Raw genomic sequence first — 20,332 nt, 5'->3', positions numbered from 1 at the left:
GCCTTAAACTACCTCTTCATAGGCGTGCGTATGTACGTTCCATTGGCGATCGGGGCCGACCCGCTTGCGATCGGGCTGGCGGCGATCGCGACGCTGACGGTCGTGCTCTTCAGCCTCCTGAAAGGGACGGGGTGGGAGCCCACGGCGGACGTCTCGGAGGAGATCCTCGAGAAGCGTGCGAAATCCGTCCCGGAAACCGAGTTTCCCGAGCCGGGGAACCGCTCGATCGGCGGTGGCGGCGGCGGCGGCGCGATCCCGGCCGGCGGCGAGGGCGGCGAGGGCGAGTTGGAGGACGGAAGCACTGCGAGCGCCGGCCCCGGCGACATCCCGGAAGACGAAGTCGAGTACTACGAGGTCGAGTTCGCCAAACAGGGCGAGACGATCGAGCTCGCGAACAACGAGACGATCCTCGATCAGGGCGAGGAGAACGGCTGGGACCTCCCGTACGCCTGCCGGCAGGGCCAGTGTGTCTCGTGTGCCGGGCACGTGACGGACGGTCCCTCCGAGGACTACCTCGAACACGACAACCAGCAGATGCTTGAGGAGGCTGAACTGGAGGACGGCTACACGCTCACCTGCGTTGCGTATCCCCGCGACTCCTTCACGATCGAAACCGGCGAAGCACCCTAACCGACCGCGATCCGCTCGCTCGGCGACTGCCTGTACCCCTCCGATCGATCGTCTGACCGCTCGACGATTCACGCACCCGTTTTCGAACTCGAATGTCTGGAACACCGATACAGTCGATGAACGCAGGGCTGCCGCTAGCCGGTGGGATCCCGTCGGTCCCGATCGAGGAGCCGGTGATCGTTTTCGCGATCGCGTTGGCGACGTTCCTCGTCGCGCCGCTGCTCATCGAACGCGCGGGGCTCCCCGGGATCGTCGGGATCGTGCTCGTCGGTGCGGTGCTCGGGCCGAACGGGACCGGCGTGCTCGCGGAGACCGACGCGATCGTGCTTCTGGGCAACGTCGGACTGGTCTACCTGCTTTTCACCGTCGGCTTGGAGCTCGACCTCCGAGGGTTCCTCGCGGCTCCGGAGAACGCCGCGCTGTTCGGGCTGACGAGCTTCTTTCTCCCGTTCACGGTCGGCTCCGCCGCGGGGATCTACGTGCTCGGGCTCGACCCGTGGGCGTCGTTCCTGCTCGCGGCGGTCTTCTCCTCGCATACGCTGCTGGCCTACCCGGTCGTGAACCGACTGGACGTAACGAAGAACCGGGCGGTGACCGCCGTCTTCGGCGGGATACTGTTTACTGACACGTTAGCGCTCGTCGTTCTCGCGATCGTGTTAGGGCAGGCGGACGGCGAGTTGACGCTCATGTTGTTCGGACAGGTGTTCGCGTCGATCGCGATCCTCTTTGCGGGCGTCTGGTTCGTCCTCCCGCCGATCGCTCGGTGGTTCTTCCGGAACACGAGCCAAGAGAGCTACTTCGAGTTCCTGCTCGTGGGTGCCGCCATTTTCGGGGCGGCGAGTTTCGCCGAGGTTCTCGGACTGTCGGACATCCTCGGCGCGTTCGTCGCCGGGATCGCTCTCAACCGGCTGATCTCGCGTGGCGGCCCGCTGATGAACCGTATCGAGTTCGTCGGCAACGCGTTGTTCGTTCCCTTCTTCCTGCTGTACGTCGGGATGCTGGTCGATCCCGGGGTCATTTTCGACGGGCCGCGAACGCTGTTGGTCGCGGCCGTGATAATCGGGGTAATGATCGTCACGAAGGTCGGTGCAGCGGGGATCGTCTCGGCGATACAGGGGTACGACCGGAACGAGTTCGGTGTGATCGCCGGACTCTCCGTCGGACAGGCAGCGGCCGCGCTGGCGATCACGCTTGTGGGCTTCGACGCGGGCCTGTTCGGCGCGGACGTGCTCAACGCGGTCGTCGTGATGATGCTCGTCGCGGCCGTCCTCAGCCCGTGGCTCACGGAGCGATACGGCACGCGGCTGGCGCTCGAAGACGACGTGGAGCCCGGCGATTCCGGGACTGTCGACCCTCGTGTGCTGTTGCCGCTGTCCACTGACGCCGACCGCCAGCGCCATCTCCTCGAACTCGCGTTCGTTCTCAAAGACGAGCGACCGGAGAGTCCCGTTCACCTGCTCACCGTGGTCCAGCCGGATGGGTCGGGCACCGACGACGACGCGGTCGCCGAGGCGGAAGCGGGTCTGGAAGCAGCTTCCGAGGTCGCCGATGCCGCGGAGGTGCCAGCACGAACGGAGACGCGGGTGAATCACAGCATCGCGTCGGGCGTGGTTCGCGCGAGTACGGAGACCCGTGCGGAGCTGATCGTGATGGGCTGGGACGCCCAGCAGTCGTTGAGCAATCGCGTGTTCGGGAGCATCATCGACCAGGTGCTCCGTCGGACGACCGTCCCGGTGCTCGTCTCGCGGCTCGGCCATCCGATCAACACCACGGAGCGGATATTCGTCGTCGCGCCGCCGGGTATCGACCACCACGAGGGGTTCTACGAGGCCGTCCACGTCGTCAAGCGACTGGCCGAGCGACTCGGCGCGGAGCTACACGTGTACGTCGTCGAGGGCAACGAGAAACAGTACGAACGGCTGTTCGGAATGGTCGAACCCGAGCTCGAAGCCCGCTTCGAGAGCGCTCGCGGCTGGGCAGAGCTGGAGTCCACGCTCCGCCGAGAGACGGACGAGAACGACCTCGTCGTCCCGATATCGCCCCGGCAGGGGAGCGTCGGGTGGGACCCGATGCTGGCACAGCTACCGCGGACGCTCGCGGAACTCCCACCACAGTCGTTCATCGTGGTGACGCCGCGACAGGGCGAGCCGGGGTACGCGGCACGCTTCCTCACCATCGAATGAGCGTCGCGACCGGTCCCGACGGATCGACGATGACGTAGTTCCTTTCGCTCCTGTGGTCCGGTCCCAAACCGCAACCTTCCAAAGGATCGGGAGCGTATGGAAACCAATGAGCGAGAAGAGCCTCGCGGAGCGGGTGGAACAGTGGATGGTCGGCCAGATGCCGATCATTCAGATGCACGGCGGTACGAGCGTCGTGCGCGAGGCGAACGAGGAGACCGGAGAGGTCGTCGTCGAACTCGGCGGCACCTGCTCCGGGTGCGGGATATCGAACGTCACCGCGGACAACATCCGACGGGATCTGATCATGGACTTCGAGGACGTCACCGACGTGACGGTTCGGACCGCCTCCTCCGGGGATAACGGCGCGTCAACGGTCGAGGGCGGTCGCGGCGGCGAACTCAAACACGAGACTGAGTCCGCCGGACACTTCTGAGGCTGCGGTCGTTCACAATCCGTTCTCCAGTGCGGCAGCCACGCTGCGGGCCTTCTCGGCCAGCGGCTCTGGGGTGTGGCCCGCCGCGACCGACTCGTCGAGGACGGCGTCGTCGACCCGCTCGACCGTGCCGTCGGGACGTTTGATCACGTCAACGTGGAGGTCGACGTAGCGCGCCGCCTCGGGGAACACCTCGACCGGCGTACAGACGTTGACGTAGGTCCCCTTCACTTCTCCGTCGGAGCTCCGGTAGGTGGTCGGATACCACCAGCGCCCCTCCGAGAAACTCGTCACGGCCACGTCGCCCGCCTCTCGGCGACCGCCGAGCGCGTCGTACGTCCCGCCGGGCGTCATCTCCCGTTCGACGGTGACCGACCCGTCGGCATCGACCGCCGTTACGTCGCCCTCGCCGAGCGTGATGAGCCGCCCGTCCGGCTTGCCGTGTTCGATCCGGAGCGTGTCGTCCTCGGCAGGCCCGAACGAATCGGCCACGACCGAGAACGGGAAGTCGGCGTCCGAATCGGGTTCACACAGCGCCTCCGCGAAGTCGACGCCCGCGGACGCCGACGACGACCCGGCTTTGATCCGGTGATGGCCCGGCATCGTCGTCTCGACCGCCCGCCGGACGTCGTCGAGCGCGAACCGAGATTCCCGACCGAACCAGACCCATAGCCCCACGTTCGGGCGAGCGGTCGGCGCGTCGCGCGTCGCCGAGGCGTCCGCGAGCACGCCGAGTGTCCCGGCCGCGTCCGCCAGCCGCTCGGCCGCGTCGACCGCGCGGTCCAGTCCCGCCTCTAACGTGTCCATCCCGGCGTCGAGTGCCGCGGGCTCCCAGACCGCGCGCCAGCCGTCCGGCGGCTCGATCCCGAGGAGCTCTGTCATGCCGGCGAGCTCGCGGGCCGCCTCGTCGTCGCGGACATCGACGCGGGTCCCCGATCCGGGTTCGAGTGCGACGAGCCCGCCGCCCGCGCGAAGCGACGCGTCGAGTTCCGGCCGTCGTGACGCCCACGGCGCGGCTGACTCGCGCACCTGTACCCGGACGCGGTCCCCGGTCTCGACCCGAGCGTCGACGGCCCCGTACGGGAGGTACCCCTCCCTGCGTTCACCGCCGGACCCGTCGTCGTCGCTGTCGCGGTCGTCATCGCTGTCGCCGTCCCCGACCGCGAGCGCGACGACCGCGCCCCCGCCGAGCGTCTCGGTCACCTCGCCGTCGAGCACGGTCCCCGGCGGCGTCGGGTCGGGCCACGCGAGCGCGTCGATTCCGATATCAGTCAACAGCGGGCGAATCGCGTCGACCGCATCCGGATCGCCGACGACACCGACGCCCTGTGCGTCGTCGGTCGCCGACACGCTCGCGTGGGGCGGCGCCGCCGGAAACGTCTCGTCGAACCGACGGCGGATCGGCGGCGAGACGTCGACGACGTCGTGGCCGGCGTCGAGCAGCAGGCGGGTCAAAGCGGTGGTGTAGATCCCGCGGACGCGAACGTTCACGTCGCGACACCCCTCGTGCCGGATCGCCGTGGTGAATCCGAGTCGACCGTCGGCGGTGTTCCACGACCGGAGTCGATCGTCATGGTCCATCGTTCTCACGCCGACGGCTTAAGTCGGATCGAACCGAAGACGGCGTATGCCATCACGGTCGGATCCGGTCGAGGAGGCCGCGGACGACGACCGCGACCTCTACGACGTCGCCACGTGGGAGGAACGGACCTCTCTCGACGGCCTCTCTGTCGCGCTGTACTGGCTCCTCACCCGGGGGACGAAGCTCTTCGTCGTGCTCCTCGCCGGGGCCATCCTGCTGGCGATCCTCGCGTCGTTCGGGCTGGGCCTCCTCTTCGATCCGGCCGTCGCGGCGCTCGTCGCGCTGTCGGCGGTTCCCGCGTTCGGACTCGCGGCGTACGTGTACGTCTCCGACGTGACGACCGCGGAGCCGCTCTCGCTGCTCGTCGCGACGTTCCTGTTGTCGGTGTTGACGGCGACGTTCGCGGCGGTTCTCAACGACCTCGCCAGACCCTTCTTCGCCCCGCTCGGCTACGTCGGACTCGTGCTCTTCTTTTTCATCATCGTCGGCCCCGTCGAGGAGACCGTCAAGCTGCTCGCTGTGCGGCTGTACGCGTACACCGACGCCCGGTTCGACGCGGTGATCGACGGCGCGGTGTACGGCGCGATCGCAGGACTCGGATTTGCGGTCATCGAGAACCTCGTCTACATCGCACAGAACGTCGAGTTGGAGGGACTCGCCCTCGGAGTGGCCGCGCTGGGGGCTGGCGACGGGATCGCCGCGCTCCGGGCGCTGGCCGGCCCCGGGCACGTCATCTACTCGGCGTTCGCGGGCTACTACCTCGGACTGGCGAAGTTCAACCCGGAGCATCGGGGCCCGATCGTGATCAAGGGACTGGTGATCGCGGCGACGATCCACGCCCTGTACAACAGCCTTGTCGGGCCCGCCACCGTCGGGATATCCGCGATCTCCGGACTCCCGCAGGTCCCCGCGCTGTTCGTCTTCGTCGTCCTGTTTCAGGGCTTTTTCGGCTACCTCCTCGTGCGGAAGCTCCGCCGGTATCGCGACGTCTACACGGACACACGAAACGACACCCGGGAGTCGGAGGTCTCGGAAAGCGGTGAACGGGTCGGTCTCTCCGAGCGGGACTAGGGCGGCGATTCGACACGCGACCGATCCCCGGTACCGCCGGTGAGCGCGCTCGCGAGCGCCCCTTTGACGACGACCTCGTCGCCGAGCTCCGTGAGCCTGATCTCGGGAACGTTGATGAACACCATCTCCGGCAGCTTCTCGCGGACCGGGTCGAGGAGCCGTTCGGGGTTGTTGAGCGCGACCGCGCCGCCGACGCTCACGACGAGCGGCGCGTACGCGTGGATCACGTTCGCGATACCCATCGCGTTCCAGTGGGCGAGCTGGTCGATGACGTGGTCGGCGAAGATGTCGTCGCCGGCCGCCTCGAAGACGTCGACCGCGGAGAAATCGGGGTCATCGATCGGCAGCGACGTCTCGACCGGATCCTCCTCGTGGAGCTCGCGGGCGTACGTCGGGATGTTGTTGCCCGAACAGTACGCCTCCCAGTGGCCGTCGTGGCCGCATCCACAGGTCATGAAGTCGTGCGGGTCGACGGTCATGTGACCGACCTCACCGGCGTTGCCGTCCCATCCGGAGAGCACCTCGCCATCGACGGCGACGCCCGCGCCGATGCCGGATGAGACCGTGAGATACACCATGTCGTCCGGGTTGCGCTCGGCGTGGAACCGCTCGCCGATCACGCCCGCGTTGGTGTCGTTATGGAGATGGACCCGGTCGGTGTCGAGTAGCCGTGAGATCGGCCCGACGAGCGGGATCCGCTCGACCGTGTCCGGAAGGTTCGCGGGTCCCAGAACGACCCCGGCGGCGAGGTCGAGCGGTCCGATGGAGCCGATGCCGGCGGCGACGGCGTCCGTCGGGGCGACGCCGGCCTCCGAACAGGCGTTCCGGATGACCTCCAGGACCGCTTCGGTGACGGCGATGCCGTTCGGGCCACGGGGGGTCCCACGCTCGCCGGAGCCGAGCACGGTCGCCGTCTCGTCGCCGACGACCGCACGGACGTTGGTCGCGCCGAGGTCGACGCCAACGTAGTAAGCCATCAGCGGAAACAGGGTCGCCTCACCACTTAATCGGGACGGTTCCAGCGAGCCGGGCACGGGAACCGCTCACGGCGGATCGACGAACAGCGGATCGCCCGGCGGGCGGCCGTAGTCGACGACCCAGTAGCGACCGTCGTACGCGCCGACGTTCTCGGGTTTCAGCTCGTCGAAATGGAACCGATCGTCGTGGACGGCGAGGGCGTCCCGGACCCGAGAGATCGCCGCCTCGCGTTCGGCGGCCGGCGGCGGAACGGCCGCGCGCGGCATCGCGAGCCACGCATCCCCGTCCGCGGCAGAGAGAACGGGGAGAAACGGATGGCCGGAAACCGCCTCCCACACCTCCCTCTCCCGGCGGTTCTGTGGTCGTCCGTCTCCCATCTCGGCGGAGGGGCCGTACCGGGCGAGCTTCGCGACGATCGGCGGTCGCTCAACTCCCTCCTCGCTCTCGTCACCGGGACCGAACTCGGCCGGAAGCTCGACGGCAACGCGGCCGGTGCCGACGCCGACGACCTCGATACCGTGGGTCTCTGCGGCGTCTGCGAGAACCGCCTCCTCCCCGGGCGAGAGCTCGTGGAAGTACGTTCGGGCCTCTCCGGCGGGCCACGACCACGTCCGGCCCGCGTACTCCCACTCCGTCTCCGCGACGTCGATGGCGTCGAGCGCCTCGCGGCGCGCTGCCCGGAGGTCGCGAGCCGTCCGCGAGAGCGCCGCCGACAGCGACGGCGACACCGTGTGCATCATCGGTTTCGATACTCGTCGGGAACTCAATAGTGTATCGCCGGCGCGTCCGGAACCCATCAGGACGCCGTCGGTGGTCGGACGATCGGGGGAACCGATATGTTCGATCCGCCCGTGTTTCGACCGTGAGCACGACGCTGTTCGTCAGGCACGGGACGACGACGTGGAACGAGACCGACCGGATCCAAGGATGGGCACCGGTGGGACTCTCGGAGACCGGGCGCGCGGAAGCGGCGACCGTGGCGACACATCTGAGCGCGGCCCGCGACGTCGACGCGGTCGTCAGCTCCGATCTCGCTCGTACCGTCGAGACCGCGGAGCGGATCGCGAACGCGACCGGTGTCCCCGTCGAGACGGATCAGCGGCTCCGTGAGCGCGACTTCGGCGTGTACCAAGGACTGTCGTCGGCGACGTTCTTCGAGCGATTTCCGAAACTCGACCTCCTCGAAAACGGAACGGACGCCGCCGCGTACACCCCCGAGAGCGGCGAGAGCTGGCTTACGGTGCGTGATCGGGTCCATGCCGCGTTCGACGACCTCAGTGACCGTCCCGAAACGACCGTCGTCGTCACCCACGTGAACCCGATCCGCTTGGTCGTCGGCGAGTGCCGCGGTCTCGACGTGGTTTCGTCGCTCACGGAGCTGTCGGCGGCCAACTGCTCGGTGACCGAGTTCACCGACGGGGAGATCCGCCGCGAGAACGACACCGAATTCCTGTAGGAAGGCGCTCGTATCGAGCAGTTCAGTAGTCCGGCGCGTCGTCCTCGACCTCGCGTTTCAGCGAGTCCCGGCGGGACTTCGCGTCCCGACCGGTCGCTTCGAGCAGGAACTCGTTTTTCCCGTCGACGGCGTCGGCGGCCGCATCGGCGTTCCCTTCGGCGATGACCTCCTCGGCAGGACGCTCCTCGAAGTGGACGGCAAGTTTGTCCTTCTTACCGCTGTACTCGGCCGCACCCGCGAGGATCTTCTCGAACACGGGGTTGTCCGGATCCGCGACGACGTACAACTCGTGTCCGTTCCACTCCTCGGTGCCGGTGACCTCGCCGAAGTACTCCTCGATGGATCCCTTCAGGTCCGGCATGCGGTCGTCGAGGTGCTCACCGCGACGCATCTTGTACTCTTTCATGCCGCGACCGTTCGACAGGGGTCCGTAAACCAGTTTCGTCACGTGGGAGGCCGAGACTCGGCGGATCGGAACCCGAACGTCCGAGAACGGTCGGAAGCAGAAACCGACGAGCAGCGAACCACCGTCAGCGAAGTCAGCGCGGACGTTCGTCGACGTATCCGCGTTTACATTTGGGGCAGATGTCGCCGGCCCGCATCGAGTTTCCGTCCGTGTCCATGGTCATCCCACACTCGGGACAGTAGTACTCCGCGGGCGCGTCAGAGGGCTGCCGCTCAAGTTCCGGACTCTCTCCGTGTGTGATCCCCGAGCCGGAGCCGTCCGAGGCGTCGCCGTCATCGAGCGTGTCGGCCTCGATACCGGCACTGCCGGACTCGATGCCCCCGCTGCCCGAGGCCGTCCCCGGGGTGGAACCTTCCGCATCGGTTACGGTCCCGTCGTCGGGTGCCTCGACGTACTCCGTCACGTGGTCCACGTCCACGGACGGATCAGTCGCCTCGGGCGTGAGACCACCGCCGAACTCGACGTCGGCGTCGTCACCGCTTCCGCCGGTCTCGGCGCTGTACCCCTCGTCTTCTCCGTGCTGCTCCGGCCATGGCGTCGGCTCCGACCGTTCGTCGACCGACTCGTCGTCGGTCGGCCACGCCCCGTGCTCTCGGTCGGCGTCGTCCGCGGACGCCTCCTCGTCGAGGATCACGCCGTCGTCGGTTTCAGCGTCGTCCGCGGCGGACCCCTCGACGGTATCATCGCTCGATTCGACATCGGCCGACTCGCCAGCGCCCGACACGGTGGGTGACTCCGCCGTGTCGTCGGCGGCGTCGGGCCCGCCATCGATCAGTTCCGCGTCCTCGTCGTCGGCCGTGCCGGGAGCGACGCCGGCGTCGGGAGGCGTGTCCGTCGCCCGATCGCGTGGCGAGCCGGCCATCCGCTCGCTCGACGAGTCGGTGGACCGGTCCGAGAGCGACCCGTCGGGATCCGCGTCGTCGTCGAGGATCACCGCGTCGTCATCGACCGGTGCGTCATCCAGCCCGTCGGCGTCCGGGCCGAGGCCGGGATCAGCGGTCGGCGTCGCGTCGGGAACCCTGGGCCCGTCGGCCGAACTCCCGTTCGTGCCCTCGACAGCGGAGGACGGATCCTGATTCGAAGCCGGTGAGCCGGCCGCTGACGCGTTATCTACCGTCGCTTCCTCCGAGATATCGTCCGCGTCAACCGACTCGGCGGTCGCTTGGTCGGCGAGCTGTTCGATCGTCGTGACTTCCGTGTTCTCGCTGACGATCTGCGTCTCGCCGCAGCGAGCGCAGGTCTTCACTTCCCTGACGGTCGTGACGACTTCCTCGCCCTCCTCTTCCCGCTCGCGTTCGATTTCAGGCTCGGTGAAATCGTGTCCGAGCAGACACCTGAGTCCCATTACACCCTCCTGCGGTGCCGAGGGTAAAAAACGCCCCGTCGGCGTCGGACGCACGGCACACGCGACCGCACCCGAACCGTGTGAACGAGAGACACACGACGCGGCTCGGAAACCCGCACACGCCAGCAACTATCAGGCTGGACCACGTACGGAACTTCATCACATGCCAACCGTGTACTACGAGGGCGAGGAGATCGAGTGCGAGAAGGGTGCCGTGTTACGCGACGTGCTTCGGGAGGCCGGACTCTCCGTGTACAACGGCAAGTCGGAGCAGTTCAACTGTCGTGGGATGGGATCGTGTGGCACCTGCGCGGTGAAGGTCGAGGGCGAGGTCAGCGAGCCGAGCAGAAAGGAGAGCGCACGGCTCTGGTTCCCGCCACACCACCCCAGCCATGACGTCAGGCTCGCGTGCCAGACACGCGTCGAGGGAGACATCGAAGTGACGAAAGGGCGCGGCCTCTGGGGCCAACACGTCTAGATCGGAACGTGAACGGATCGAGACGCGGACGGAGCCCTCGCTACGGTCGTTGATAACAACCCGGGACGGACGAGGTCCGCGCCACGGGGAAGAAACGCTCGTTTTCGTGTGTGTGAGTCGCCGCCGGCGTGAACCGGACCGACTCGCCTCCGTCCGGTCTACTGCCGAACGACGTTGGTCGCGCGGGGGCCCTTGGGCGAGGACTCGATGTCGAACTCGACCTCCTGACCCTCCTCTAGGTCCGGGCCGCCGACGTCTTCCATGTGGAAGAACACGTCCTCGTCGTCGTCCAAGTCGCCATCGTCCGTCGAAATGAAACCGTAGCCGCCAGTGTCGTTAAAGAAGTCGACCTTGCCTGTCGCCATTGCGTCCGTATCGATGGCCGTTTTACGAATAAAGCTTGTGTGTGGTGCTTGACGAGGTTTACACGAGAATTCGTCTTGGTTTTTGAACTCTGAGACTCAGAAGTGAGAATACATACAATTATTTCCGGTGAGTTGACTAACTCGCCGATTCCGAGGTGCCGAGGGTCCGTGGCGATCCGCCAGCGGGAGCGTGACCCCGACCACACCGGCACGGCGGATTTATGACGCCGACACGACGAACGTCGTACGTGTTCCGACGCCTTCGTGAGAACGGTCCAGCGGTGCTCGTGCCGGCGGCATGGACGGTCGTCGCCGGTACCACGACGGGAATCGTCTCCGAATACGCGCTGTTCGTGGCTCACCTCGTCATGAGCGTGTTGCTCGTCGGGTTCGTCGTGGCGTCATGGGGCGAGATGTCCTCGGGAGTCCTCCGTGCGTGGAAGCTCGTGATCCTCGCCGGCACTCCGGCCACCGTCGCCGGGGTCCTCGGATTTCTGGCACGTGACGGGACGATAGCCCTACCGGCAGACGCACTCCTCGCGGCGGCGTTGTACGCGTGGGTCCTGCTGCCGGCGGCCGGCTTCTTTTATACGGCACGACGAGTCGAAGACACCTCGTTGGCGTACGACGTGGGGTGGGTGTGCTCGCTCGCGGGAGCGGTCGGCGTCACGCTCGCGGTCACGCCGATCGAGGTGGTCTCAGCGCTCGCCGTCGTCGGCGCGGGACAGACGATGGGGATCGCCGCCGCGACGATGATCGACGGCAGGTCGACGTGAGCACGGGACGGAACCGAGGGCTGCGGGCGGTTTCGGATCGTCGATCGGCCCGGAGTAACTGAAGTACCCATCGTAGTCTCCAACAAGTATACATACGCGCTGGTCGTGGAGCAACTAACTCGGCCACACGGCCGACCGGATCGCATGCAGTCAGGAACCCTTCCGACCCCGATCGCCCGCGTCGGCGACGGCTGTACGCAGCTATGGTTGCGGACCGCGCCCGTTCGCGATCGGATTCGGGACCGGTTCGCGGTCGACACTCGCTCGCTGGCGGCCGTCCGGATCGCCCTCGGACTGATCCTCCTCGTGGATCTGATCCACCGAGCGCCCTTCATCGAGATGTTCTACACCGACGGCGGGGCGTACCCCTTCGCGGCGTACGAGCTCACGTACACACAGTACAACGGACTCTCCATCCACGCGCTGTCGGGAGACGTGTGGTTTCAACAGCTGCTGTTCGTCGTCGCGGCGCTGTTCGCGGTCGCGTTCGTGTTGGGCTATCGAACCCGGCTCGTCGGAGCGATCTCGCTGGTGTTTCTGTTCTCTCTCCACGCCCGAAACCCCGCTCTCCTCAACGGCGGCGACCGACTCCTGCGAGTCCTGCTGTTCGTCGCGCTCGTGACACCGCTCGGGGAACGGTGGTCGGTCGACGCGCTCCGCCGAGGATCCGCCCGCAGGACGGTCGCCAGCTTCGGGACGGCGGCGTTGCTCGTCCAGCCGCTCGTCGTGTTCACCGCCAACGCGATCGAGAAACACGCCGGCGACACCTGGTACACCGGGGAGGCGCTACGGATCGCGATGGCGAACGACGTGATGACGGTGTACCTCGGGAACGTGATCACCGACTATCCGCCGGTGCTGACGACGTTGAACTACGCGTGGGTGACGCTTCTCGCCGGGTCCATCGTCTTCCTGCTGCTTCCGGTCGGACGGATCCGGATGGTGGCCGCGCTGGCGTACATCGCCGCGTTTCTCGGCATGCTGACCGCGATGGCGGTCGGCCTGTTCCCGCTCGCGCTCGCCGCCTCCGTGCTCCCGTTCCTCCCGGCCGTCTTCTGGGACACGCTCTCGCGGTACGTCCCCGAGCGCTGGGGCGACCGCCTGCCCGACGCCGACGATCTGGGGCCGTTGGAGCGACCACCCATCGAACGCCGCGTCATCGAGCGCTACCGCGATGGCCAGTACGACGCCGTCGTCTCCTACGGCGTCGCGTACGGGCGCTCGCTTCTCACGGTCGTCGGGTTCTGCGTGCTCGTCTGGATCCTCGTGTTCGGCGCGAGCGACGTCAGCGGACACGACGTACCCGACGAGATCGATTACAGCCAGCTCGATCAACAGAGCTGGGGGCTGTACGCACCGGACCCGTCGTCGTCGTACAGCTGGTACGTTCCCCGGGTCGACCTCGCGAACGGGTCGAGCATCGACGCCCGGACCGGCGGCGAAGTCGACTTGGACCGTCCGCCGGACGCGTCAGCGGAGTACGACACCTTCCGGCACCGGAAGTTCATGCAGGCCGTCCGCGACTCCGACGGCGGAAGCATCTCGCAGGGATACGCCGACTGGATGTGTCGTCAAGCGAGCGAGAACTACGGCGTCGACGCCGAACACGTCCGCGTTTATCGGATGATCCAGTCGAGCCCCGTCGACGGCGAGTTCGACGAGGAGCCCAGCCGACAGATGGTGATCGAGATCGGCTGTGCGGACGCCGCTCCGGGGTAACTGCCTCGGCCGTGGGTCGTATAAAAAACTATGCCGCCTCCCGGATTTGAACCGGGGACAGCTCGATCTTCAGTCGAGTGCTCTCCCAGTCTGAGCTAAGGCGGCTCGCACTCGGACCAACGCCGATTCGAGACAAAAGGATTTCGAAAGACGGCAGTCGACCCGGACCCGTCGAGTGCGGTTTCGACCGCGGCGTCGATCGCTGACTCCCAACTCCAGAAGCCGCCGGCCAGCAGGGGGCCGGCAGAAGGCGTCGTCGGACCGATCGTGGAGGGTATTGGCGAGACATTCTCGGGAGACTCAATAAGACCTGTCCGGGTGAGTGATGGCTTTCATGCGGTGTTCGAGAACGTTCGACTGTTCAGATCGGTTCACATTGATACGTCAGTGAACGATGACGGGAGTAAGTCTCACAATAGGGTGTGGTGGGCGTTTATAAGTGGACGAGCGAGGCTGCTGGCGGCAGTTTATAAATAGATGGTGCTGTGGTGAACGGTTCCATCCCTCCAGCTGTTCGTTTACAAGCGCTTGGCACCGAATCAACGGTGGACACCTCCAAAGCCCCAGTCTGCTCCGGTCGAGGGGCTCGCTGCGCGCTCACACAGCTCGCTGCGCTCGCCCTTTTAACTGCTTGCGTCGTCATCAGAACGCGGCGCGTTCTGATCGGCTCACGAGAGCGCCGCTCTCGTGAACGCCCATCTTCCCGGAGCAGGCTGTCCGTTTGAGTCCCACCCCGCACCGCACCCGCACCTCACGCCTCCCCAACCTCGTCACCGGCGGCAAAGCCGCCGGTTGCTAGCGAGAGCTCCGCTCTCGCCCTGTCACCGGTGGCGCCGGTGACGCCACCGCATCGCTTGTTTATAACCCATCGTCGCAGCCGTTCACACACTTTTTAAATACGATCTCATTGCCATCGATCTGAGTGACATCGCTAGAAGAGACATCCAAGAGAGTCTTGAGTTCATACGGAACACCCGACGACGGTACAACCGAGAACGATCGCAGGGAGTTCCGTGAGTGAAACGAACGGAACGTCGACTGACGGAGTCAGTCGGAAGTGCACCGGCCGAGATTCCCGCGAGCAATGCGAGCGGGAAGCCGGGCGGGGCACGACCGCAGGGAGTACACCGGCCGAGATTTGAACTGGGGAACGACGGTCGGTTCGCTTCGCTCACCGCTGCGTCGTTCGGAGTTCACACTCGCAGTGATTTTGCTCACTTCGTTCGCAAAATGCACCGGCCGAGATTCCCGCGAGCAATGCGAGCGGGAAGCCGGGCGGGGCACGACCGCAGGGAGTGCACCGGCCGAGATTTGAACTCGGGTTGCAACCATGGCAAGGTTGCGTGATACCACTACACTACCGGTGCGTGCTTCGCATTCGCTGATGCGTCGGTGAGACACTTAAACCTATCACATCGACGCGGCGGCAGCCCGGATCGAACCGAGCGACCGGAGGCGGATCGACCACGCCGAAACCGCGTGAGACCACCCGGACAACGCTTATATTACGACCTCCCGAGGAGACGGTATGCGGATCCGGGAGCGGGCATCCCGCGCCATCGACCGACTGGAGCCGCCGCCGCGGATCGTCGACTGGTCGCTGCTCGTCGTCGTTCTCGCGGAGGTCGCGACGGGGCTCGTTTCCTTTACGATCGGCACGCCGGACGGCTGGCCGGTGTTCTGGCTTCATCGGGCGCTCGGCCTCGCGATCATCGCCCTGATCGGGTTCAAGCTCGCGCGCGTGCGACACAGACTTCTTGATCGAAAACTGTGGCAGCGTTCGACCGCCCTCTCGGTACTGACGCTCGTTGCCGCGCTCGGCGCGCTCTCGACGGGGATCGTCTGGGTGTTCGGACTCGATGTCCGGATCTCCTACTGGACGCTGCTGTCGGTTCACGTCGGATTCGGGCTTGCGCTGGTCCCGCTCGTCGTGCTTCACGCTTCGACGCGGTTCCGACCGCCACGGCGGGTCGACTTCGAGGGACGCCGAACCGCGGTCCAGTACACCGTGCTCCTCGTCGCGGGTGCGGTGACGTATCGTCTTCAGCAGGGCGTCAACCGGCTGCTCTCGACGCCGGGCGCGGACCGACGGTTCACCGGATCACAACTCCGGGAGGGCGAAGGGAACTTCTCGTTTCCCGTCACCTCGTGGGTCGCCGACGATCCCGACCCGATCGACCGGAGCGAGTACCGGCTCTCGGTAGTGGGGCTCGTCGACGAGCCGCGGGCGTTCACGCCGGACGAGCTCGTCGCCGGTGACGAGACGGAGGCGCTGCTCGACTGTACGAGCGGCTGGTACACGGTACAGGAGTGGGGCGGGGTCCGGGTGGGCGACCTGCTGGAGGCAGCAGGTGGGGTCGGGGACGGAATCGACGACGAGCCCGCGTACGTCAGGTTCGTCTCCGTCACTGGCTATCGATGGAGTCTCCCGCTTGCGGAGGCCGAGGACGCACTGCTGGCGACTCACGTTGCCGACGACCGGCTCGCACACGGTCACGGCGCGCCCGCGAGGCTCGTCGCGCCGGGCCGTCGAGGGTTTCAGTGGGTGAAGTGGGTGACCCGCGTCGAGGTCCGGTCCGAGCGCGACCCCGCACAGTGGGTAGTCACTCTTATAAGTGGCTTCGACGATTGACCGTCGATATCGGTCCCGGCCGGTCCGCTTCTGGATCCGGACGGTCCTATTCCGTTCCGTTCCGGTCTCGGAGGACCGGCCGAAACCCCGTGAAAGCGCCGTGTGAACGGTCCACAGCCCGAAAACGGGACCGCTATCCTTTTAGGTTGTCGTCCGAAATCGAGAGTACAGTCTCGTCACGATGCGTACCGAAGACGGAGTCACGATCTGTGTTCCGTCTTCGGTCGTCCGGGAAGCCGAAGACGATCGCGAGGCAACTCGCAAACTCGGCTACGTCGCCCGTGCGGCGGCGGTGTTCCGGGCGGACCGGCTCGTCGTCTTCCCGGACCGGGAAGGCGAACGCCGCCGGGGTGGGGAGTACGTTCGTGCCGTGCTGGGGTACGCCGCGACGCCGCCGGAGCTCCGAAAGGACCTCTGGGGCGAACGCGACGCCCTCCGGTACGTCGGCGTGCTACCGCCGCTCCGCGTGTCATGGCGGACCGGCTCGTCCCCCGACGGGGACGAGTCGATAACACAGGGACTCGTGACCGAGGTCGGACCTGAAGGCCGCGTTCGGGTCAATTCCCCGCTGGGGGAACACCCGATCTCACTGCTCGTTCCCTCTGGAATGGAGGTCGAGCAGGGGGAGCGCGTCACCATCAGGATCTCTTCGAGAGAACCGGTCCGCGCCCGCATCACCGGGAAGCCGGAGGACGGTTTCCAGGTCGTGGGCGCGGACCTTTCGGAAGCGCTCGACGGCGACGAACTCGCCGTCGCAACGTCGCGACACGGGGAGGAACTCTCCGTCTCGCGGCTTGGCGACATCGTCCCGGACGCGCGGGAGGCCGGCGGATACACCGTCGCCTTCGGCGCGCCCGAACGGGGGCTTCCGGAGATGCTCGGGCTATCGCCCGAGGACGTCCGCACGGCCGTCTCAGACGGCCGCCGAGTCGAACCCGATCCGGGGTTCGACCTCTGGCTGAACACGATCCCGGCACAGGGCAGCGGGGTAGTCCGAACGGAGGAGGCTCTGTTCGCGACCCTCGGCTCGCTCACACTCACGGAGTAAACACATGCCACAACCAAGCCGACCACGAAAAGGCTCGCTGGGCTACGGCCCACGCACCCGCGCGGACAGCGAAGTACCGCGTATCCGCTCGTGGCCAGACGACGATGGGTCCCCTGCGCTACAGGGCTTTGCCGGCTACAAAGCCGGGATGACCCACGTCATGATGGTCAACGACGAGGCGGACTCGCCGCGGGAGGGGATGGAGGAGTCCGTCCCCGTCACGGTGGTGGAGACGCCGCCGATGCACGCCGTCGCCGTTCGAGCCTACGAACACACACCGTACGGACAGAAGCCGGTCGCCGAGGTCTGGACCGCCGAGTTCCACGAGGAGCTCGACCGGGCCCTCGACCTCCCGGCGGAGAACACCTTCGAGGAGGACGCCGAGGAGCTACGAGCGCTCCTCGACGACGGCGTCGTCGACGACGTTCGCGTCATCACGCACACGTCGCCCTCGGAGCTCGCGAACGTGCCGAAAAAGAAGCCCGATGTCATGGAGACGCGGGTCGGCGGCGGCTCCCTCGCGGAGCGGGCCGACTTCGCGCTCGACCTCGTCGAGGACGGCGGCGCCCACGAGTTCGGCGACGTCTTCCGCGCGGGGCAGTACACGGATGTCTCCGGCATCACGAAGGGGAAGGGAACGCAGGGTCCCGTCAAGCGATGGGGCGTACAGAAGCGGAAGGGCAAACACGCCCGTCAGGGATGGCGGCGTCGGATCGGTAACCTCGGTCCGTGGAACCCCTCCCGCGTCCGCTCCACCGTTCCCCAGCAGGGCCAGACCGGCTACCACCAGCGCACCGAGCTCAACAAGCGTCTCATCGACTTCGGCGAGGGCGACGACGCCTCCGTCGACGGCGGCTTCGTCAACTACGGCGAGGTCGACGGCGAGTACGCGCTCATCAAGGGCTCGCTGCCGGGACCGGAACAGCGTCTGCTTCGCTTCCGACCGGCCATCCGGCCGAACGACCAGCCGCGCCTCGACCCCGAGGTCCGGTACGTATCCACCGCATCCAACCAGGGATAATTCATGAACGCAACAGTACACGACCTGGACGGCGGGGACGCGGGCAGCATCGAGCTGCCGGCGATCTTCGAGACCGCGTTCCGACCGGATCTCATCGGTCGGGCGGTCTCCGCCGCACAGGCTAACCGGAAACAGGCCTACGGTGCCGACGAGTTCGCCGGGCTGCGAACCCCCGCGGAGTCGTTCGGCTCCGGTCGCGGGCTCGCACACGTCCCGCGCTCCGAGAACGTCGCTCGCCGCGTCCCGCACGCCGTGTCGGGCCGCGCTGCGCATCCGCCGAAGGCCGAGAAGGACCAGACGAAGAGCCTGAACGACAAGGAACGACAGCTCGCGATCCGGTCGGCCATCGCGGCCACCGCCGACGCCGAGCTCGTCGCCGAGCGCGGCCACGCGTTCGATTCGGACCTCGATCTTCCGCTCGTCGTGAGCGACGAGTTCGAGGAACTCAACAAGACGCAGGAGGCGCTCGCGTTCCTCGAGGCTGTCGGCGTCGACGCCGACATCGACCGCGCCGAGGAGGGTCGCTCCGTCCGAGCAGGACAGGGGAAGGCCCGCGGCCGCAAGTACAGCCAGCCGAAGTCCGTTCTCGTCGTCACCAGCGAGGAGCCGTCCCGCGCCGCCCGCAACCTCGCGGGCGTCGATGTCGCGACCGCTCGCGAGGTCAACGCGGAGGACCTCGCGCCCGGAACACACCCGGGACGACTCACGCTGTGGACCGAGTCGGCGATCGAGGAGGTGGCCGACCGATGAGTTCGCTCATCGAGCACCCGCTCGTCACCGAGCAGGCGATGAACGAGATGGACTTCAAGAACAAGCTGCTGTTCCTCGTCGATGTCGACGCGACGAAACCGGAGATCCGCGACGAGATCGAGAGCCGGTACGATGTCGTCGTCGTCGACGTGAACACGCAAGTGACCTCGAAGGGCAAAAAGAAGGCGACGGTCACGCTGTCGGACGACGACGACGCGACCGAAATAGCCTCACGAATCGGGGTGTTCTGAGATGGGACGACGAATTCAAGGACAGCGGCGTGGACGCGGCGGCCCAACGTTCCGGGCCCCGTCCCACCGCTACAAGGCGGAACTGTCGCATAAGAAGCTTGAGGACGTGGACACGATCACCGGCGAGATCGTCGGGATCGAACACGACCCCGCCCGCTCGGCTCCGCTCGCGGAGATCGAGTTTGAGGACGACGACCGTCGGCTCGTGCTCGCGCCGGAAGGCGTGAGCGTGGGCGATACGATTCAGGTCGGCGTCTCGGCGGAGATCAAGCCCGGAAACACACTCCCGTTGGCGGAGATCCCAGAGGGCGTTCCGGTTTGTAATGTCGAGAGCAACCGCGGCGACGGCGGAAAGTTCGCCCGCGCCTCGGGCGTCTCGGCGACGCTTCTCACCCACGACCGTGATGTCACGGTCGTCGAGCTTCCCAGCGGGGAAGTAAAACGGCTCGACCCGCAGTGCCGCGCCACGATCGGCGTGGTCGCCGGCGGGGGACGGACGGAGAAGCCGTTCGTCAAGGCCGGCAACAAACACCACAAGATGAAGGCGCGTGGAACGAAATACCCGCGCGTCCGCGGCGTCGCGATGAACGCCGTCGACCACCCCTTCGGTGGGGGTGGCCGTCAACACCCGGGCCAGCCGAAATCGGTCTCGCGGGACGCCCCGCCGGGACGGAAGGTCGGAGACATCGCATCCAAACGCACCGGACGAGGTAGCAACAAATGAGTTCCGAATACCGAACCGGCCGCGAGGGCAAGGAGTTCGCCTACCGCGGTCACTCACTCGACGAGCTGCAGGCGATGGACGTAGATGAGGTCGCGGAACTGCTCCCCGCACGTCAGCGGCGAAGTATCACGCGAGGACTGGGCGTCGAGCACGAGAAGCTGCTCGAAAGAGCCCGGAACCGCGACAAAGAGGAGACGGCCGACGACCCGATCCGGACGCATCTGCGCGACATGCCGATACTGCCGGAGTTCGTCGGTATCACCTTTGCCGTGTACAACGGACACAGTTTCGAGCGCGTGCAGGTCGAACCCGAGATGATCGGTCATTATCTCGGCGAGTTCCACCTCACCCGAAGCACCGTGTCACACGGACAGGCCGGCATCGGCGCGACCCGGTCCTCGAAGTTCGTGCCTCTCAAGTAACC

General features: G+C 66.6%; 21 protein-coding genes and 2 tRNA genes. 15 read left to right on the top strand and 8 right to left on the bottom strand.

The features are described 5' to 3' along the window. Window positions 1-30 precede the first annotated feature (30 nt). The 3 genes from J2751_RS03750 to J2751_RS03740 all read left to right on the top strand — a co-directional run bounded on the left by J2751_RS03750 (window position 31) and on the right by J2751_RS03740 (window position 3,246). A complete protein-coding gene (locus J2751_RS03750) occupies window positions 31-630 on the top strand; it encodes a 2Fe-2S iron-sulfur cluster-binding protein (RefSeq protein WP_209483300.1) in 600 nt (199 codons plus the stop codon). Window positions 631-722: 92 nt separating this feature from the next. Next, a complete protein-coding gene (locus J2751_RS03745) occupies window positions 723-2,813 on the top strand; it encodes a cation:proton antiporter domain-containing protein (RefSeq protein ID WP_209483298.1) in 2,091 nt (696 codons plus the stop codon). A 106-nt stretch (window positions 2,814-2,919) separates the two neighbouring features. Continuing rightward, window positions 2,920-3,246, top strand: coding sequence for a NifU family protein (locus J2751_RS03740; protein WP_209483296.1), 327 nt, complete (start codon window positions 2,920-2,922; stop codon window positions 3,244-3,246). A gap of 12 nt (window positions 3,247-3,258) precedes the next feature. On the opposite strand, the gene J2751_RS03735 is transcribed toward J2751_RS03740, so the two are convergent. Further along, window positions 3,259-4,737: a DUF402 domain-containing protein gene (locus J2751_RS03735; protein ID WP_321168588.1), complete on the bottom strand. Its 1,479-nt coding sequence runs from the start codon at window positions 4,735-4,737 to the stop codon at window positions 3,259-3,261. Between the two features lie 136 nt (window positions 4,738-4,873). Here J2751_RS03735 and J2751_RS03730 point away from each other — a divergent pair, with 136 nt between their 5' ends. Beyond that, window positions 4,874-5,899, top strand: a complete 1,026-nt coding sequence (locus J2751_RS03730; RefSeq protein WP_209483291.1) for a PrsW family intramembrane metalloprotease — start codon at window positions 4,874-4,876, stop codon at window positions 5,897-5,899. Here J2751_RS03730 and J2751_RS03725 read toward each other — a convergent pair. Beyond that, window positions 5,896-6,876, bottom strand: coding sequence for an ROK family protein (locus tag J2751_RS03725; protein WP_209483289.1), 981 nt, complete (start codon window positions 6,874-6,876; stop codon window positions 5,896-5,898). The two genes, J2751_RS03730 and J2751_RS03725, sit on opposite strands and share 4 nt — an antisense overlap. Before the next feature lie 66 nt (window positions 6,877-6,942). Then, entirely contained in the window at window positions 6,943-7,617 is a 675-nt protein-coding gene (locus J2751_RS03720; protein WP_209483287.1) for a hypothetical protein, read from the bottom strand. A gap of 122 nt (window positions 7,618-7,739) precedes the next feature. Here J2751_RS03720 and J2751_RS03715 point away from each other — a divergent pair, with 122 nt between their 5' ends. Then, the gene (locus tag J2751_RS03715) at window positions 7,740-8,333 is read left to right on the top strand and encodes a histidine phosphatase family protein (RefSeq protein ID WP_209483286.1); all 594 of its coding nucleotides are present in this window, start codon (window positions 7,740-7,742) and stop codon (window positions 8,331-8,333) included. 22 nt (window positions 8,334-8,355) lie between these two features. Here J2751_RS03715 and J2751_RS03710 read toward each other — a convergent pair whose 3' ends face one another. Together J2751_RS03710 and J2751_RS03705 are read right to left on the bottom strand one after the other, a co-directional pair. Then, window positions 8,356-8,739 carry a DUF5611 family protein gene (locus tag J2751_RS03710; protein WP_209483284.1) on the bottom strand — a complete coding sequence of 128 codons (384 nt, stop codon included), beginning with the start codon at window positions 8,737-8,739 and terminating at the stop codon, window positions 8,356-8,358. A gap of 133 nt (window positions 8,740-8,872) precedes the next feature. Then, a complete protein-coding gene (locus J2751_RS03705; protein WP_209483282.1) occupies window positions 8,873-10,144 on the bottom strand; it encodes a DUF7093 family protein in 1,272 nt (423 codons plus the stop codon). A gap of 163 nt (window positions 10,145-10,307) precedes the next feature. Here J2751_RS03705 and J2751_RS03700 point away from each other — a divergent pair, with 163 nt between their 5' ends. Next, complete coding sequence (locus tag J2751_RS03700; RefSeq protein ID WP_209483280.1) at window positions 10,308-10,622, top strand: 2Fe-2S iron-sulfur cluster-binding protein; 315 nt, start codon at window positions 10,308-10,310, stop codon at window positions 10,620-10,622. A 158-nt stretch (window positions 10,623-10,780) separates the two neighbouring features. Here the strand turns inward: J2751_RS03700 and J2751_RS03695 are convergent, their stop codons facing one another. After that, a complete protein-coding gene (locus J2751_RS03695; protein WP_209483278.1) occupies window positions 10,781-10,987 on the bottom strand; it encodes a cold-shock protein in 207 nt (68 codons plus the stop codon). Between the two features lie 221 nt (window positions 10,988-11,208). On the opposite strand from J2751_RS03695, the gene J2751_RS03690 reads away from it, so the two are divergent. Then, window positions 11,209-11,763 carry a hypothetical protein gene (locus tag J2751_RS03690; RefSeq protein ID WP_209483276.1) on the top strand — a complete coding sequence of 185 codons (555 nt, stop codon included), beginning with the start codon at window positions 11,209-11,211 and terminating at the stop codon, window positions 11,761-11,763. A gap of 144 nt (window positions 11,764-11,907) precedes the next feature. Beyond that, window positions 11,908-13,482 (top strand): HTTM domain-containing protein, encoded by a 1,575-nt coding sequence (locus J2751_RS03685; protein WP_209483274.1) that lies wholly within the window; start codon window positions 11,908-11,910, stop codon window positions 13,480-13,482. 31 nt (window positions 13,483-13,513) lie between these two features. Here the strand turns inward: J2751_RS03685 and J2751_RS03680 are convergent. Continuing rightward, window positions 13,514-13,587: transfer RNA gene (locus J2751_RS03680), tRNA-Phe, on the bottom strand. 1,191 nt (window positions 13,588-14,778) lie between these two features. Beyond that, window positions 14,779-14,849: transfer RNA gene (locus tag J2751_RS03675), tRNA-Gly, on the bottom strand. 161 nt (window positions 14,850-15,010) lie between these two features. Between J2751_RS03675 and J2751_RS03670 the strand changes: the two genes are divergently transcribed. From J2751_RS03670 to J2751_RS03640, 7 genes are all read left to right on the top strand, one after another. Next, on the top strand, window positions 15,011-16,114 hold the full coding sequence (locus tag J2751_RS03670) for a molybdopterin-dependent oxidoreductase (RefSeq protein WP_209483272.1): 1,104 nt from the start codon (window positions 15,011-15,013) through the stop codon (window positions 16,112-16,114). 181 nt (window positions 16,115-16,295) lie between these two features. Continuing rightward, window positions 16,296-17,162, top strand: coding sequence for a putative RNA uridine N3 methyltransferase (locus J2751_RS03665; RefSeq protein WP_209483270.1), 867 nt, complete (start codon window positions 16,296-16,298; stop codon window positions 17,160-17,162). Between the two features lie 4 nt (window positions 17,163-17,166). Further along, window positions 17,167-18,183 carry a 50S ribosomal protein L3 gene (locus J2751_RS03660; protein WP_209483268.1) on the top strand — a complete coding sequence of 339 codons (1,017 nt, stop codon included), beginning with the start codon at window positions 17,167-17,169 and terminating at the stop codon, window positions 18,181-18,183. Between the two features lie 3 nt (window positions 18,184-18,186). Beyond that, window positions 18,187-18,933, top strand: coding sequence for a 50S ribosomal protein L4 (gene rpl4p / locus J2751_RS03655; RefSeq protein WP_209483267.1), 747 nt, complete (start codon window positions 18,187-18,189; stop codon window positions 18,931-18,933). Further along, on the top strand, window positions 18,930-19,184 hold the full coding sequence (locus J2751_RS03650) for a 50S ribosomal protein L23 (RefSeq protein ID WP_209483266.1): 255 nt from the start codon (window positions 18,930-18,932) through the stop codon (window positions 19,182-19,184). The genes rpl4p and J2751_RS03650 overlap by 4 nt, the downstream gene beginning before the upstream one ends. Before the next feature lies 1 nt (window position 19,185). Continuing rightward, complete coding sequence (locus J2751_RS03645; RefSeq protein ID WP_209483265.1) at window positions 19,186-19,908, top strand: 50S ribosomal protein L2; 723 nt, start codon at window positions 19,186-19,188, stop codon at window positions 19,906-19,908. Next, window positions 19,905-20,330 carry a 30S ribosomal protein S19 gene (locus tag J2751_RS03640; RefSeq protein ID WP_209483262.1) on the top strand — a complete coding sequence of 142 codons (426 nt, stop codon included), beginning with the start codon at window positions 19,905-19,907 and terminating at the stop codon, window positions 20,328-20,330. The genes J2751_RS03645 and J2751_RS03640 overlap by 4 nt, the downstream gene beginning before the upstream one ends. Window positions 20,331-20,332 lie beyond the last annotated feature (2 nt).

The organism is Halorubrum alkaliphilum (assembly GCF_017873815.1).
In the GTDB taxonomy this organism is placed as follows: domain Archaea; phylum Halobacteriota; class Halobacteria; order Halobacteriales; family Haloferacaceae; genus Halorubrum; species Halorubrum alkaliphilum.
This window is presented reverse-complemented; position numbering and strand designations above follow the sequence as displayed.